The sequence below is a fragment of the Streptomyces eurocidicus genome, assembly GCF_002891295.1.
GTDB lineage: Bacteria > Actinomycetota > Actinomycetes > Streptomycetales > Streptomycetaceae > Streptomyces > Streptomyces eurocidicus.
On sequence record NZ_LGUI01000006.1, the window covers coordinates 218,013 to 232,708 of the forward strand.

General features: G+C 72.9%; 12 protein-coding genes. 4 read left to right on the plus strand and 8 right to left on the minus strand.

Annotated elements, in window-relative coordinates:
• Positions 1-62: 62 nt before the first annotated feature.
• Both AF335_RS20315 and AF335_RS20320 read left to right on the plus strand, forming a co-directional pair.
• A complete protein-coding gene (locus tag AF335_RS20315) occupies positions 63-2,333 on the plus strand; it encodes a terpene synthase family protein (protein WP_102919851.1) in 2,271 nt (756 codons plus the stop codon).
• A 79-nt stretch (positions 2,334-2,412) separates the two neighbouring features.
• Positions 2,413-3,510, plus strand: coding sequence for a DNA polymerase III subunit beta family protein (locus tag AF335_RS20320; protein WP_102919852.1), 1,098 nt, complete (start codon positions 2,413-2,415; stop codon positions 3,508-3,510).
• Positions 3,511-3,633: 123 nt separating this feature from the next.
• Here the strand turns inward: AF335_RS20320 and AF335_RS34150 are convergent, their stop codons facing one another.
• A complete protein-coding gene (locus AF335_RS34150) occupies positions 3,634-3,819 on the minus strand; it encodes a hypothetical protein (protein ID WP_146045581.1) in 186 nt (61 codons plus the stop codon).
• Positions 3,816-4,004 (minus strand): hypothetical protein, encoded by a 189-nt coding sequence (locus AF335_RS20325; protein WP_102919853.1) that lies wholly within the window; start codon positions 4,002-4,004, stop codon positions 3,816-3,818. Before AF335_RS20325 ends, AF335_RS34150 begins: the two co-directional genes overlap by 4 nt.
• A gap of 344 nt (positions 4,005-4,348) precedes the next feature.
• Here AF335_RS20325 and AF335_RS20330 point away from each other — a divergent pair, with 344 nt between their 5' ends.
• Positions 4,349-5,236 carry a helix-turn-helix domain-containing protein gene (locus tag AF335_RS20330; protein ID WP_170127760.1) on the plus strand — a complete coding sequence of 296 codons (888 nt, stop codon included), beginning with the start codon at positions 4,349-4,351 and terminating at the stop codon, positions 5,234-5,236.
• 3 nt (positions 5,237-5,239) lie between these two features.
• Here the strand turns inward: AF335_RS20330 and AF335_RS20335 are convergent, their stop codons facing one another.
• Positions 5,240-5,842 carry a CGNR zinc finger domain-containing protein gene (locus tag AF335_RS20335; RefSeq protein WP_102919855.1) on the minus strand — a complete coding sequence of 201 codons (603 nt, stop codon included), beginning with the start codon at positions 5,840-5,842 and terminating at the stop codon, positions 5,240-5,242.
• 98 nt (positions 5,843-5,940) lie between these two features.
• On the opposite strand from AF335_RS20335, the gene AF335_RS20340 reads away from it, so the two are divergent.
• Complete coding sequence (locus AF335_RS20340) at positions 5,941-6,867, plus strand: phosphotriesterase family protein (protein ID WP_102919856.1); 927 nt, start codon at positions 5,941-5,943, stop codon at positions 6,865-6,867.
• 63 nt (positions 6,868-6,930) lie between these two features.
• Here AF335_RS20340 and AF335_RS20345 read toward each other — a convergent pair whose 3' ends face one another.
• From AF335_RS20345 to AF335_RS20365, 5 genes are read right to left on the minus strand one after another with little or no spacing between them, the layout of a single operon-like run.
• Positions 6,931-9,441, minus strand: coding sequence for an aldehyde dehydrogenase family protein (locus tag AF335_RS20345; protein WP_102919857.1), 2,511 nt, complete (start codon positions 9,439-9,441; stop codon positions 6,931-6,933).
• Entirely contained in the window at positions 9,438-10,595 is a 1,158-nt protein-coding gene (locus AF335_RS20350) for a LuxE/PaaK family acyltransferase (RefSeq protein ID WP_102919858.1), read from the minus strand. Before AF335_RS20350 ends, AF335_RS20345 begins: the two co-directional genes overlap by 4 nt.
• Positions 10,592-11,728: a GNAT family N-acetyltransferase gene (locus AF335_RS20355; RefSeq protein WP_102919859.1), complete on the minus strand. Its 1,137-nt coding sequence runs from the start codon at positions 11,726-11,728 to the stop codon at positions 10,592-10,594. The genes AF335_RS20350 and AF335_RS20355 overlap by 4 nt, the downstream gene beginning before the upstream one ends.
• Positions 11,725-13,017: an MFS transporter gene (locus AF335_RS20360; RefSeq protein WP_102919860.1), complete on the minus strand. Its 1,293-nt coding sequence runs from the start codon at positions 13,015-13,017 to the stop codon at positions 11,725-11,727. The genes AF335_RS20355 and AF335_RS20360 overlap by 4 nt, the downstream gene beginning before the upstream one ends.
• Entirely contained in the window at positions 13,014-14,285 is a 1,272-nt protein-coding gene (locus AF335_RS20365; protein ID WP_102919861.1) for a phenylacetate--CoA ligase family protein, read from the minus strand. The genes AF335_RS20360 and AF335_RS20365 overlap by 4 nt, the downstream gene beginning before the upstream one ends.
• Positions 14,286-14,696 lie beyond the last annotated feature (411 nt).

Here is a 14,696-nt window from a genome sequence, read left to right on the forward strand (position 1 = left end):
TCGAGCGGAAGTACGACTTCACGATCTATGCGCGCCGCCCGCGCGTCCTAGCGTGGTCATCCATGTCGCAGCCCTTCGAGCTCCCCCGCTTCTACATGCCGTACCCGGCGCGCCTGAACCCCCATCTGGAGAGTGCCCGCGCGCATTCGAAGGCGTGGGCCCGCGAGATGCAGATGGTCGAGGGATCGGGCATCTGGGACGAGACGGATTTCGACTCCCATGACTACGCGCTGCTGTGCGCCTACACCCACCCCGAAGCCTCCGCCGCGGAGCTCGCCCTGGTGACCGACTGGTACGTCTGGGTGTTCTTCTTCGACGACCATTTCCTGGACGTCTTCAAGCGCACCGGCGACACCGTCGGCGCCAAGGCGTATCTCGACCGGTTGCCGGACTTCATGCCGGTCCGCCCGGAGGACGGGTTCCCGGAGGCCACCAATCAGGTGGAGGCGGGCCTGGCGGATCTGTGGGCCCGTACGGTCCCGGTGATGTCGGAGGGCTGGCGGCGGCGGTTCAAGGAGAGCACCCGGCACCTCCTGGAGGAGTCGCTGTGGGAGCTCGCCAACATCAACGAGGGCCGGATCTCCAACCCCGTCGAGTACATCGAGATGCGCCGCAAGGTGGGCGGCGCCCCCTGGTCGGCGAATCTCGTCGAGCACGCGGTGGGCGCCGAGGTGCCCGCGGCGATCGCGGCGACGCGGCCGATGCGGGTCCTGAAGGACACGTTCTCGGACGCGGTGCACCTGCGGAACGACCTCTTCTCGTACCAGCGCGAGACCGAGAGCGAGGGTGAGCTCGCCAACGCCGTCCTGGTGCTGGAGAAGTTCCTCGACTGCGACACCCAGCAGGCGGCCGACTCCGTCAACGAGTTGCTGACCTCCCGGCTCCAGCAGTTCGAGCACACGGCGCTCACCGAGGTGGGGCCGCTGTTGCGGGAGCACGGCCTGGGGCTCGCGGCCACCGCCGACGTCCTCGCTTATGTGAAGGGCCTCCAGGACTGGCAGTCCGGTGGGCACGAATGGCACATGCGCTCCAGCCGTTATATGAACGGCGCCTCGGCGACGGACGCCGCGAACGCCCCGGGCGCCGCTTCGGCGGCGGAGAACGTTCTGAGCGGGCCGTCGGGTCTCGGCACCTCGGCGGCGCGCCTGGTGGACTCGCTGGTGGACTCGGTCCCCGGCCGGCTGCGGCGCTATTCCCATGTGCCCTTCCAGCGCGTCGGCCCGCTGCCGCACCCGGACTTCGTGATGCCCTACCCGCTGCGGCTGAGCCCGCACCTGGAGGCGAACCGCCGCCACAACCTCGAATGGAGCCGTCGCACGGGCATCCTCGACGCCGTCCCGGGCGTCCCCGGCTCCGGTCTCTGGGACGAGAGCGAGCTGAAGGACTACGACCTGCCGCTGTGCTCCGCCGGTATCCACCCGGACGCGGCCCCCGAACAGCTGGAGCTGACGACGGACTGGCTCACCTGGGGAACGTACGCGGACGACTACTATCCGGCGCTCTTCGGGCGCATGCCCGGCATGGACACCGCGTGGGCGAGTCACCGGCGGCTGCTGGCCCTGATGCCGCTGGACCTCTCCCCCACGCCCCCGGCGCTCGGCCCCTTGGAACGCGGCCTCGCCGACCTCTGGCCCCGTACGGCCGCGGGCATGGACGTGACCGAGCGCCGCGCGTTCCGCGCCGGGGTCGAGGCCATGCTGGAGAGCTGGCTGTGGGAGCTCTCCAACCATAAACAGAACCGCGTCCCCGACCCGGTCGACTACATCGAGATGCGGCGCCAGACCTTCGGTTCGGACCTCACCAAGAGCCTCTCGCGGATCGGTCACGGGAACACCGTGCCACCCGAGATCTACGCGGCGCGACCGGTCGTGGCCATGGAGAACGCGGCCATGGACTACGCCTGCCTGATGAACGACGTCTTCTCGTACCAGAAAGAGGTCGAGTTCGAGGGCGAGTTCCACAACTCGGTCGTAGTGGTGCGGAACTTCTTCGACTGCGGGGTCACCGAGGCCCTCGGGATCGTCGCCGACCTGCTGAATTCCCGGATGCGGGAATTCCAGCACATCGTGGGCGTGCAGTTGCCGGCCTTCTACGAGGACTTCGGGGTCGACGACGCCGCGCGGAAGACCCTGAACGGGTACGCGGAGGACCTCAAGAACTGGATGTCCGGAATCCTCAACTGGCACGACGGGTGCCGCCGCTACCGCGAGGAGGACCTGCTGCGACACTCCTCGCCCGCCCTGCCGGTGGGGGCACCGGGAGGGCTCGGAACGTCCGCCACGCGGCTCGCGGAGCTCCTGCGCACGGCGGGCGGGGTGCGCGCGGGAGTCTGAGCGTCGATACGGCGGACCCGGGCGGCGGCCGGGTCCGCCGTTTGACCTTCAAGCCGGCTGAACGTCCAGAATCGCGGACATGAACGACACCACCGAACTGCTCGGCATCAGCGCCTTCGCCCGCCGCGTCGGCCTCGCACCCTCCGCCCTCCGCTTCTACGACGACTGCCGGATCCTGCGCCCCGCGCGGGTCGACGCCGCCACCGGCTACCGCTTCTACAGCCCGGCCCAGGAGGACCGCGCGCGGCTGCTGCGACGGCTCCGAGGGACGGGGCTGTCGCTGGCCGGGATCTCCATGGTGCTCGACGGGCCCGAAGAGGCGGGCCGGGAGCTGCTGGAACAGCACCTCGGCACGGTGCGGGAGCAGTCGGAGGCCGCGCGCGCCGCGATCACGGCGGTGCTGCGCCGGTGGGACGGGACGGCGGCCGGGGGCGGCTGGCGAGCGCGGCTCGGGGGTGCCGAGCTGGCCGGCGCCGTACGACAGGTGGTGTCGGCGGCCGCCACCGACCCGGAGTACCCGGAGCTGGCCTGCGTCCTCGTCGAGGTCGACGCGGGCGAGGTGCGGCTGGTGGCCACCGACCGCTTCCGCCTGTCGGTGCGGGTGCTGCGGCCGCTGGAGACGGCGGGGAAGCCGGGCAGCGTGCTGGTGCCGGCCGCCGAGCTGGTCGCGCTCGGGCAGTGGGCGGCGCGGGCGGTCGAGGTGACACTGGAGTCCGGCCCGGAGGGGGCCCGCGCCCGTTCCGGGACCGGGGAGGTACGGGAACTGCGGACGACGGAGGGCCACTTCCCCATGTATCGCGGGGTGCTGGACGCGATGGCGCCGCCCGCGCACCGGGTGGTCGTGGGCCGTACGGTGTTGCGCGAGGCGGTCGAGAGCTTCGGTGACGTGGCCGCCGTGACGTTGGACTGGGGGCGGGACGAGGTCACGCTGTCCTTGCCCGACGGGGACGGCTCCGGCGGCTCGCGGACGCTGCCGGTGATCTGCCAGGACACGCCGCCGCCGCGGCTGTCCTTCGATCCGGCCGTGCTGGTGCCGGCGCTGGAGACGAGTGTGGGGCCGGATGTGCTGCTGGAGGTGGCGACGGTGGCGACGCCGGTGATCGTCCGGTCCGCGGATCAGGGGAGTTTCACGACGTTGGTCATGCCGGTGGCGCCTGTGCCGGTGGTGAACGGCTGAGGCGGCGGGGCAGGGCCGGGCGCGCGGGGCTTCTTCCCCGGCCCCGCCCGCCCGCCCCCACCCCCGCCCCTACGACGAGCCACCAGGCCATGGTGCTGTGGATGTGGTCGCGGATCGCACCGGCTACCCGGGACGCGCCTCCTCGTCGCGCCCGACGCGGAAGGCGAGCCAGCGGTGGCACCCTCCGCACTCCGTCCACTCGGCGACCTTCAGGTCGTCGTTGCAGCTGTGGACGAGCTCGGTGTAGCTCAAGCGCGAGGCGTTCTCCCCGCACCGCGGGCATGTCGCCACGAGTTCGCGAGATGTCATCGCCGGCCCCTTTCACGGGGCCGTGCGGCGGTCAGGAGGGAGGCTGCCGCCGGCAGCAGCCACGTTCCCTCCTGGAAAGCGGCCTCCTGGGCCGAGCGGGACATCACCAGCACGATGCCCAGCACCAGCGTGGCCACGAAGGCCACGCTCCTACACGGCAGGTCTATCCTGAGGTTGACGAGCACGAGGTCTCCTTGTGTTCGAGCAGAAGGCCGCTCCCTGCTTCCGCCCAGAAGCATCAGGGGGCGGCCTCGGCTTTTGCCGTGATGCCGCACGGCGCGGGTCTGTGGTGCAGCGGTTCGGCAGGTCACATGGGAGGGGCTCCTTTCCCTCGACCGGCAGTGCGGCCGGCGACGGCCGCTGCCCAGAGTCTGCGGCCGGAACTTCACGGGGACAACGGCTGGAAGACACACGTAGAACACCCCGGACGAAGGAGGGACACTCCACGAGCACTGGCGAAGTTCTGTAGCACTGACGGACAATGACGGACCATCAGTGTCGTTCCGCGTCGTCCACGGGGGTGGAGACCATGCCTGACCAGCGGAATACGTCAGAGCCGCCGGAGCATCAACTCACCTTCGCCGCCGAGTTACGCGAACTCCGGCGGCGGACCTTCAAGAAGCCGACCGAGGAGGCACTCGCCCGGAGAATGGGCTGCGGGCGCAGCACCGTCTCGGCGATCCTCAACGGCCGGCGGTTCCCGCACTGGGAGCACACCGCGGCCTTCGTGGAGGCATGCGGCGAGGATCCGTCGAGGTGGCGGGACCGGTGGCTGCGGGCGGACAGGCAGATCGAGGAGGGCTCCAAGGGCCTCCGCTCCCCGGTCACGCCACTGCCGCTCGCCGCCGGGCCGGAGGCCGAGGGGGATGCCCTGCTGGCCGCGTATTGGTACCGGGACAACCGGGAGTTCTACGAAGCGGCCGCCGCACACGCCCGCCGAGCCCGCTCGGAGATCCGGGTCACGTACACGCGCCGATACCCGCCCACGCAGTACACGACGCGGGCATCCGCCGAATACTTCAGGACCATCCTGGACTGGGCCGGCGAGGACAGCGACGACGAACGGAGCGTACGGCGCATCATCGGCATCCCCGAACGCGACGGCCTTCCCGACCGTGACATGCTCTCCTGGGCCCGTCAGCATCACCAGGACAGCAAGCACATCCTCAACTACGAGGCCAACGTGTTGCGGTGGACCGCGGCAGCCGACGGGCTGAACATGGCGCTGATCGACGACAGCGTGGTGTTCCTGGCGTTCTCCGGGGGGTCACGTCAGAGGCTGAACGGCTTCAGCGTCGAGGATCCCACGTTCATGTCCTACTTCGCCGCGTACTTCGATCAGCTGTGGGCCGGTCTCCGGCCTCTGGGCGCTTACCTCGCCGAGGTGGACGGCGGCCGCGCCGACAAGCCCGTGTGAGCTTCACCGGGCCGCGCCGGATCCGTCGGCGGGGCACTCCGCGTCACCCGCCCGCCGCCTCTCCCGCAGCGCCCGGACCCGCCCCCGGCTCGCGCAGGCCGGCGACGGGCACCACCGTCGCCGCCCCGTGGGGTTCGCGAACACGCCCCGGCAGTCGTGCTCCGGGCAGACGGCCAGGGTGTGCCGGTCCGGGCCCGTGAGGTGGTCGACGGCCTGGCGGGCGATGCGGGCCAGGGCGGCGTCCGTGGTGGCCGGGGGTTCGCGGCGGAGGCGGTCGCCGGGCACGAGGCGGACGGGGTCGGGGGCGCCGTCGAGGAAGCGGGCGAGCGTGGCGAGGGCGGCGGCGGGCGGCGGCTCCTGGGCGACGGTGGCCAGGGCGAGCGGGCGCAGGGTCTCCCGCAGTTCGTGGGCCCGCCGGAGATCGGTCCCGTCGGGCGGGCGGACGGGGGGGAGTTCGCTGCGCTCCAGCCACTCCCCCAGCCGTTCGGGGGTGGCGGCGCGCTCCACGGGCCGGGCCCCGAACGCCTGGCCACGGGTGGCGAGGAGGTTGAGCCAGGTGGCTCCGCAGTCGAAGCGGAATGCCTGCTGCGCGTCGTCGTCCGTCATGGCGACCAGCGTAACGCTTCACCCGTTACAGTGAGGCTGTAACGGGTGAAGCGTTACACCTGGTGCCCCTTCCCGGGGGACGAACGAGAGGGAACGGCATGAACCCACAGGAAGCGCCCCCGGCCGGGCCGCTGGTCCGTACGGTGCTCGGCGATCTCCCGCCCGGCGAGCTGGGCGTCTGCGACGCCCACGACCACCTCTTCCTCCGCACCCCGCTGCTGCCCGGCCAGGAGCTGGCCGACCCGGTCGCCGCCGCCTCCGAGCTGCGCGCCTTCCGGGAGGCGGGCGGCCGCGCGGTGGCGCAGTGGACTCCGCGCGGAATGGGGCGCCGGCGCGCGGAGCTCGCCGCCCTGGCCCGGGCCACGGGCATACACCTCGTCGCGGCCACCGGGCTGCACCAAGCGGCGCACTACACCCCGGAGTCGCTCGGCCGGGTACGGGGCCGGCTCGCGGAGCTCTTCGTCGGGGACCTCACCACCGCCCCGGTCCGAGCGGGTCTGATCAAGGTCGCCGGGGGGTTCCACGGTCTCGACGCCCACGCCCGGTGGGTGATGGCCGCGGCCGCCGAGGCCCATCACGCCACCGGCGCGCCCGTGGCCGTCCACCTCGAACTGGGCACGGGCGCCGCGGCGGTGCTGGACGTACTCTGCGGCGCGGGCGAGGTGCCGCCGGACCGGGTGATCCTCGGGCACCTGGGCCGGTCCGCCGACGTACGGGCGCAGCTGGCGGCGGCGCGGTCGGGCGCGTACCTCGCCTTCGACGGCCCCTCCCGGGCCCATCACCCCACCGACTGGCGGCTCTTCGACTCCCTGGCCGCGCTCGCGGAGGCCGGGCACGGCGACCGGATCCTGCTCGGCGGCGACACGACCACGGCGGCCGCCCGCGCGGTCGGCGGCGGGGGCCCGGGGATGCCGTATCTGCTGACCGGCCTGCGGCCGGCGCTGGAGGCCGGGCTGGGCGGGGAGTTCACCGAGCAGGTGTTCGTCGCCAACCCGGCCCGTGCCTTCGCGGCGCGCTGGCGCTGAGCGCCACCGGGCCACGGGCACCGCCCGGGGCGCGCGACCGGCCGCGCGCCCCGGCGGCCCCGCCTACCCCCGGCCGTCCACCACCGACCGCAGCTTCCCGCTCGTCGCCGTGCGCTCCAGGTCGGCGCCGTCCACCGTCTCCACGGTGAGGTCGAGCAGCCGCTCCTCCACCGCCGACCGCAGCTCCGGGTACTCCGCCAGGAAGGCGTCCCGCGCCTCCTCCGTGCCCACGGCGAGCGTGCGCTCGACGCGGACGGTGAGGGCTTCGCGGTGGCCGCTGCCGGTGAGCAGGATCTGGAGCTCGCCGCTGTAGCCCAGGCGTTCCTGCGCGATGGCCGTGAACCGGCGGTGGTTGAGGAAGTACGTCGCCACCCGCATCACGTCGCCGAGCCTGCCCAGCAGTTCGAAGCGCGGGGCGTGGCTGCCGCAGGGGCAGCGGCCGGGCAGTTCGCGGCCGAGGTCGCCGATGACGTAGCGGCCGAGGTTCTGGCCGCGCCGGGCGTGCGTGGTGAACACCAGCCTGCCGGTCTCCCCCGGCGCCACGGGCCGGTCGGCGTCGACGTCGAGGATCTCCAGGGTGTGCAGGTCGGCGTGCAGGTGGTGGACGCTGCCGCCGCTCTCGGTGCACTGGTAGCCGAGCGGTCCGAGGTCGGTGCTGCCGTAGGTGATGGAGTGGACGACCTCGACGCCGAACTTCTCGGTGAGGGTGCGGCGCTGTTCCTCCGTGAAGTGCTCGCCGCCGTAGAAGATCTTGCGGATGCCGCCGTAGGCGCGGAGCAGGTCCGCCTGCTCGTGCAGCAGCTGCCACAGGTAGGACGGCATGCCGAAGAGCGTGTCGACCTCGTAGGCGACGAGCATCTCCGCGGTGGCCCGGTGGTCGGGGCCGGCGGCCATCGGCATCTGGGTGCCGCCCAGCCGCTCCAGGATGGAGAAGAAGCTGATGAACCCGCCGTACATGCCGCCGCAGTAGAAGAGGTTGGCGGTGCGGTCGCGGGCCGGGTCGTAGCCGGCGGCGAGCAGGCCGCGGGCGGCGGCGCGCATCTGGGTGTCGTAGTCGTCGTAGCTGAAGAGCGACAGGGCGGGGGTGCCGGTGCTGCCGCCGCTGCGGAAGTACAGCTCGGCGTCGCGCCGGTCGACGCCGTCGTTGAGCTCCTGGACGGCGGCCTTGTCCAGCAGGGGCCCGGAGGGGCGCGGGAAGGCGGCCGGGCGGGCCAGGTCGTCGAGGCAGGCGGTGGTGGCGAAGCGCTCGTCGGCCTGGACGGCGACGCGGCGGCTGTAGCGCTGGAGGGCGTAGACGCCGTCGTGCGGTTCGCCGGAGTAGCCGGCGGTCATGGCGCCCACGGGGGTGACGCGGGTGGCGCCGGCGGCCAGCACCGTGGTGGCGAGCTCGGCGACGTCCGCGCGGCCGCCCGCGAGGCCCGCGGTCTGGAGGTAGCGGCGCATGGGACGCAGGGTGGCGATGAGGTTCTTACGGGGCAGCGGCTTGACCCAGACGCTGCGGTGCAGGGGAGAGGCCGTGAGCGCCGGGCGGACGTCGGCCATGACGCGCCAGGTGCCGTCGGGGGCGGCGAGCACCTTGGTGAGGCCGAGGTGCTCCTCCAGGCGGGCGAGGTGCTCGGTGGTGGTGAGCTCGGCGTACTCGGCCGGGTCGAGCTCCTCGTCGGCCGGCGGCGGGCACGCGGCGAGCGCCCGCGCCAGGCGGTCGGCGAAGGCGTGGAGCTCCTCGGTGTCCTCGGTGTCGAGGTAGACGACCTGGGGGCTGGAGCACGCCTGCTGTTCGAAGAGGCAGACGTCCTGGGCCAGGGCGGTCAGGGTCGCCTCGTCCGCCCAGGCGTCGCGGGTGAGGTAGGCGAAGGAGATCTTGTGGCCCCACTCCACCAGGCGGCAGCCGGCCGGGACGTGGGCGGCGACGCCCTCGACGGCGGCCTCGCCGCCCCACACCGCGACGGCGTCGGCCGGGGCGCACATCCGCCGCAGCCAGTCCTGCCGGGAGGAGGGGAAGCGCAGCACGATCACTCGCTCGGCGACGGCCCCGGTGGGGTCGAGGGCGGCGAGCTCGGCGAGCAGGTGCTGGGCGAGGAGGGTGTCCGCGCTGCTGGTCTTGAGGATGTTGACGTTGCCGGCGAGCAGGCCCTCGATCAGGCTGAGGGGGGCGACGGTGGCGGCGTTGCCGGGGGCTATGTGGGCGACGAGGCCGACGGGCGCCCACGCCTCGTAGACGGTCTCCTTGGCGTCGGGCCGGGTCAGCCGCTCGGGTGCGGTGCCGCCCAGCTCGCGGCGGAGCTTGCGGGTGAGCGCGCCGCGCTCCAGGAAGGCGGCGAGCTCGGCGAGGACGTCGCCTTCCTCGTCGGCGGGCAGGTGCGGGGCGAGCCGCGCCCGGACGGCGCCGTCGGTGTCGCGCAGGGCGGTGGCGAGGGCGTCGCAGGCGGCCAGGACGGTCTCGGTGTCCAGCGGTGCGGCGAGCGCGGCCTCGACGGCGGCGGGCAGCGTGGCGAGGCGGCGGTCGGCCTCGTCGTCACCGATGAAGGCGCCCTGCCAGTAGTGGTGGTGCGTCGAGCGGTCGGTCCCGGTCATGACATTCCCTTCATCAGTTCGGCGGCGGCCACGGCACAGCTGCGGTTGCGGCTGACCCCGGCGCGGCCGTGGACGGTGAACCACGGGGTGGTCAGCTCACAGCCGCACTCCTCGCCCGGGTGGAGGGAGGCGAGGTCGCCCATGACGACGCTCTGGGCCGGTACGGAGGTGATGTACGGCGACACCAGGTGCAGATAGCCCTTCTCGCCGTACGGGAGGGGTTCGAGGGTCCGTGTGCTGCGGATGAACACACGGGACCAGACGGGCGCGTGGAGGTTGTGGTGCGCGCACTCGATGTAGGGGATGCAGTGCTCGACGGAGCCGAAGGTGTCGCGGATCCGCTCGGAGGGGACGCCCAGCTGCTCGGTGACGCGCTCGTACAGCTCGTGCTTGCCGATCTGCCGGTCGGTGTGGCCCTTCCAGCCGCCGCCGAGGATGATCAGGGAGCCCTCGGGCAGCCGCAGGGGCGGCAGGCCCATAGCGCTCATCCGCTCCAGGGTGAACCAGAGGAAGGCGGGGAAGCCGAGGATGCGGACGGGCACGTCGTCCTCGGCGAAGCGGCGCAGCGCGGCGATGGAGCCGAAGGGGTCGAACTCATGGCCGTTGCCGGTGTTGCGGAGGGCGTACTCGACCTGCCGCGCGGGGGCGAAGTCGCACAGGTAGTTGTCGGTGAACGAGGTGCCCAGCTTGAGGTCGCGGGCGGGCTCGTAGCTGTACAGGAGGTAGTTGACCTCCTGGTCGGGGGTGATCCAGCCGTTGTGGTCGAAGATCCGGGCGACCATGCGCTGCGCGGAGCGGATCGTCCACGTGTCGAAGAACATCTGCGACTTCTGCCCGGTGGTGCCGGAGGACGTCAGGTGCAGGTCGACGTCATCCATGGGGATGGACAGCACTTCGTGGCGCTTGAAGAAGTTCGCGTGGATCAGGGGGGCGCCGTACGGGGTCTCGGGCCGGTCGCCGTCGTAAAGGCCGCGGAAGAAGGGGGACCGGTCGCGGTGCCAGGCGTTGGTCTCCGCCATGGCGGCGGCGAACAGCTCCTCCTCGGCGGGGCCGGAGGCGTAGGGCTCGGTCAGGTCGCACAGCTGCTGCACCCGGGCGAGCGCCGTCGCGTCGGGGACGTCGACGGGGGCGAGATGGGGGTTCGAGGGGGTCATGAGGCAACCTCACGTGAGGGCAGGTACGTCGACGCCCAGGCCGACACATACGAATCGAGGAAGGGCTGGAGGGGTGCGTCGACGACCACGCCGTGGAAGTCGATGTGTTCGGTGGTCCGGGACATCACGACGTAGTCGTGGAAGCCGTCGCCGTCGCGGCGCATGGCCGGGTAGAGGGCGCCGGCGATGAATCCCTGGGCGGCGAAGGCGGAGAGGGCGCCGTGGTGGTCGAGGGGGACGAGCGCCTCGACATAGCCCGCGCCGGCCCGGGTGAGGGTCCGGGTGACCGGCTCCAGCCAGCCGGCGGCGACCGCCGGGTCGGGGTGGGCGGTGACCAGGGCGCAGTAGCCGCCGACGCGGTTGAGGTAGGCGTACACCTCGAAGCCGCCGTCGTCGGGCGTCAGCAGGATGTTGGGGGTGTGCAGGGGGTAGAACCAGCGGTCGGCGTCGGGGAAGCGCTCCTGGAAGCGGCGGCGGACGAACGCCGGTGCCTCGATCATCTCCAGCCGGGCCGTCGTGGGGCCGGGGGGCGCGGGCCGCGGAGCGGTGGTGCGGGTCCCGGCGTAGCTGATGCCCAGGCTGTCCTCGACGGTGCGCAGCAGCGGGGCCAGGGAGGCGGGCACCTCGGGCACGGCGACGCGGCGGTCCAGGACGCCCTCGGCGTGACGCGCGTAGAGTGCGAGGCTCTCACGGCAGTTGAGGTCCACGGCGTTGGGCAGGATGCCGAGCGGCCGGAAGCCGTGGCGGGAGACGACCCGCTGGGGGCCGGCGCTGACGGTGCGTACGGTGGCGTAGACCGAGTCGAGCCGGCCGGTGGCGAACATCCGGGCGCACAGGGCCTCGGTGAGCGCTCCGGCGAGGCCCGAGCCGCGCTGGTCCGGGTGGACGGCGAGCCCTTCGAGGCGGCCGAGGCGGCTGCCGGGCTCGCTGTGGATGGCGGCGGAGCCGGCCAGGGCGTCCCCCGGGCCGCCGCGGGCGACGAGCCAGAGGGTGTCCGGGTCCTGGATGAGGCGGGACATCTCGGCGGGGTCGGTGCCCAGCGCCGTGGGGTAGTGCGGCCCGTAGACGGCGTAGTAGAGCTGGCGCAGGTCGGCGATGTCGGCGGTGGTGGCGCGCTCGACGGTGACGGTCATCGCGCGCCTCCCGCGGTGTCGGCGGCGAGGGCGGGCGCGGCCTCGGACCCGGGCACGGCCTCGGGCTCCGGCGCGTTCTCGCGCAGGAGGAAGAGCGCGAGGGCGGCGGGGACGAGTCCGGCGGCCTGGATCAGGCAGAGGGTCTGTACGGGCAGATGGTCGCCCAGCAGGCCGAACAGCAGGGAGGCGACGGGGAAGGTCGCGCCGAGCACGGCCTGCATCACGGCGAAGAAGGCGGGCTTGTCGGCGGCGGGCACCAGGCGCTGGAAGAGGGCCACGAAGCGGACGCCGATGACGCCGACGCACCAGCCGGCGACGGCCAGGCAGCCGGCGATGACGGGCCGCTCGCCGACGAGGCCGGGCAGGCCGAGCGCGACGGCCATCGCGGCGAGGGCGAAGGCGCCGACGACGGTGGGCCGGCCGGGCACGCGGGCGCCGGTGAAGGAGCCGATCAGGGTGCCCGCGCCGAGGGACGCCTCCAGCAGGGCGACGGTGCCGCCACCGCCGTCCAGCACGGACTTGGTGTAGAGCGGGATGACGACGAAGACGGCGGTGGTGAAGAGGTTGGCGGCGGTGAAGCTGATCAGGATCTTCCGGACGAAGGGCAGTCCGGACAGGACCTGACGCAGTGTCCGCGGCGCGGGGGCGGCGCCGTCGCCGTCGCCCGGGCCCTGCTCCGGGGCGCGGAAGCGTACGGTCGCGAGCAGCGCGGCGGCCGTGACGTAGGCGGCCGCGCAGCCGACCGCGAGGCCGGCCACTCCGGCGCGGTCGACGATCAGGGCGCCGAGGAGGGCTCCGCCGAGGCTCGCCAGCGACTGGGTGGACAGCTCGAAGCCGGTCGCGGCCTCGATGTCCTCGTCGTCGACGAGCTCGGGCACCGAGGTGGTCAGGCAGGGGTCGAAGAACGCCTGGCAGGTGGCCAGGGCGAGGGTGGCGGCGTAGGCGGCGGCGATCGGCAGGTCGCTCGCGCAGGCCCAGACCGCCAGGGCCGTGGCGGCGGCGCCCGCGCAGCCGGCCGCGCCGCGCAGCAGCGAGCGGTGGGCGAGGCGGGCGACGGCGCGGGCCACGACGGGGGCCAGGGCCACGGCGGGCAGGGTGCTGACGGCCATGAAGAGGCCGGAGGCGAGGCCGCTGCCGCCGCTGACGGCGTAGGCCACCAGCCACCAGGAGATGCCGACCTGGAACATGCGCACGGCGGCCTGGGTGAGGACCTGGCCGAGCCATACGGTGCCGAAGGCGCGGTTGCGCAGGACCAGCGGCAGCGTGCGGTCCGTGGTGGGCGCGGTCATGCCGTCGGCCTCTCGTCGAGCACGCGGACGAGCTTGCCGGAGCGGGGGTTGACGACGAGGTCGCGGTGGCGCACCCACTCCACCTCCAGCGGGTGTACGTAGCCGGCGGCCATACTGTCGGGGTAGAGCGGCCGGGCCGTGTGAAGGCCCTCGACGATCTCCTTGGCGAGGACGTCCAGGCCGGCGGGGTCGTCGTCGCCGGGGGCGACGGCGAGGCGGAGGACGAGTCCGTCCTTGCCGTCCCAGCGGCGGACCACGAGCTGGGTGCCCATGACGCGGCCCGCGGTGTCGGCCTCCTCCACGGCGGCCTGCGCGTCCTGCGAGTAGAGCGAGACGGGGCCGACGCGGACGCCTTCCTCGGCGCGGCCGAGGATGCGGAAGTGGCCGGCCTCGGTGCCGGTCCACTCGGCGCGATCGCCCGCGGGGTAGCGGATGATCGGCATCAGGGTGCGGAACAGCATGGTCACCACGACCCGGCCGGGGCGGCCGGGCTCGGTGATCGGCTCGCCGGTCGTCTCGTCGAGGATCTCGACGATCGAGTGCGGGGTGAAGGCGCGGTGCACCCGGGCGTCGGGGCCGGGGACCGGGCGGCCGAGCAGTCCGGCGTCGACGCTGGCGTAGCCCAGGGAGCGCGCTTCGGCGTTGGGGAAGGCCCGGGCCAGCAGCCGTCGCTGGTCGGGGAAGAGCGCCTCGCCGCCGAAGAACAGCAGTTCCACGGCGGGCAGCCGCCGGTCCTGGGCGACCAGGTGCTCGGCGAGGCGGCACAGGGTGGTCGGGGTGCCGGCGACGACCTGGGCGGCGAAGTCCTCCAGGGTGGGGACCGTGGACTCCAGCGGGGCGCCGCCGCCGATGGGCAGGCGGACGTTGTCCACGGGGGCCTGGGCCAGGGAGTCCAGGACGAACAGGAAGCTGGCGTACAGCTCGCCCGCGTAGAACAGGTCGGCGACCCGGTGGCCGGGCTTCAGGCCCGCGTCGACGAGTCCGGCGCCGAAGGCGGTGACGAACTCGCGCCATTCCTCGCGGGTGTAGCAGGAGAACTTCGGGGCGCCGGTGGTGCCGCCCGTCTTGTAGACGGCGGCCTCGGTGAGCGGTCCGGTCAGCACCCGGTTGTCGTGCAGGGTGTTGGCCGCCCAGAATTCTTCCTGGTCCACCACGGGAAGGTCTGTGAGACAGTCCACATCGGGTGTCAGGGTGGCGTAGAGATTCGCGTAGAACGGCGAGTTCTCTCGGGCGAAACGTATGAGGTCCGAAAGCTGATGGACGGGCATTATGCCTTGCCTAGATACGGGAAGAGGGTGTTCCGGCCCGGCGAGGGGGTCGGCACTCGCCATGACCTGTTGAATACTCAATGAGCCGAGTGCAGTGGGCTCGTGTCACTTGGGCGTCGCAACTGACGCACGATCACCCATCATGGAACACGTCGAACATACCGCCAAATCGGCGCCGGCCCGCCGGACGGGGAATGGCCGGAAACAGCGGTGATATGCCGGAGTGGCCGCGGGACCCGTGCGGGCGCCCGCGGGAGCCGGCCCCGAGCGCCGGGGCGCCGTCGCCGCACCCGTCGCCCGGCCGCGCCTCCGGCCTGCGGATTGGCCTGATGTGGGGGTACGGGATCCGGGACGGGACGCCATCCGCGGGCCCCGCTCCGGGCGGTCCGGCAGCCACCGCGACCGTCCCCG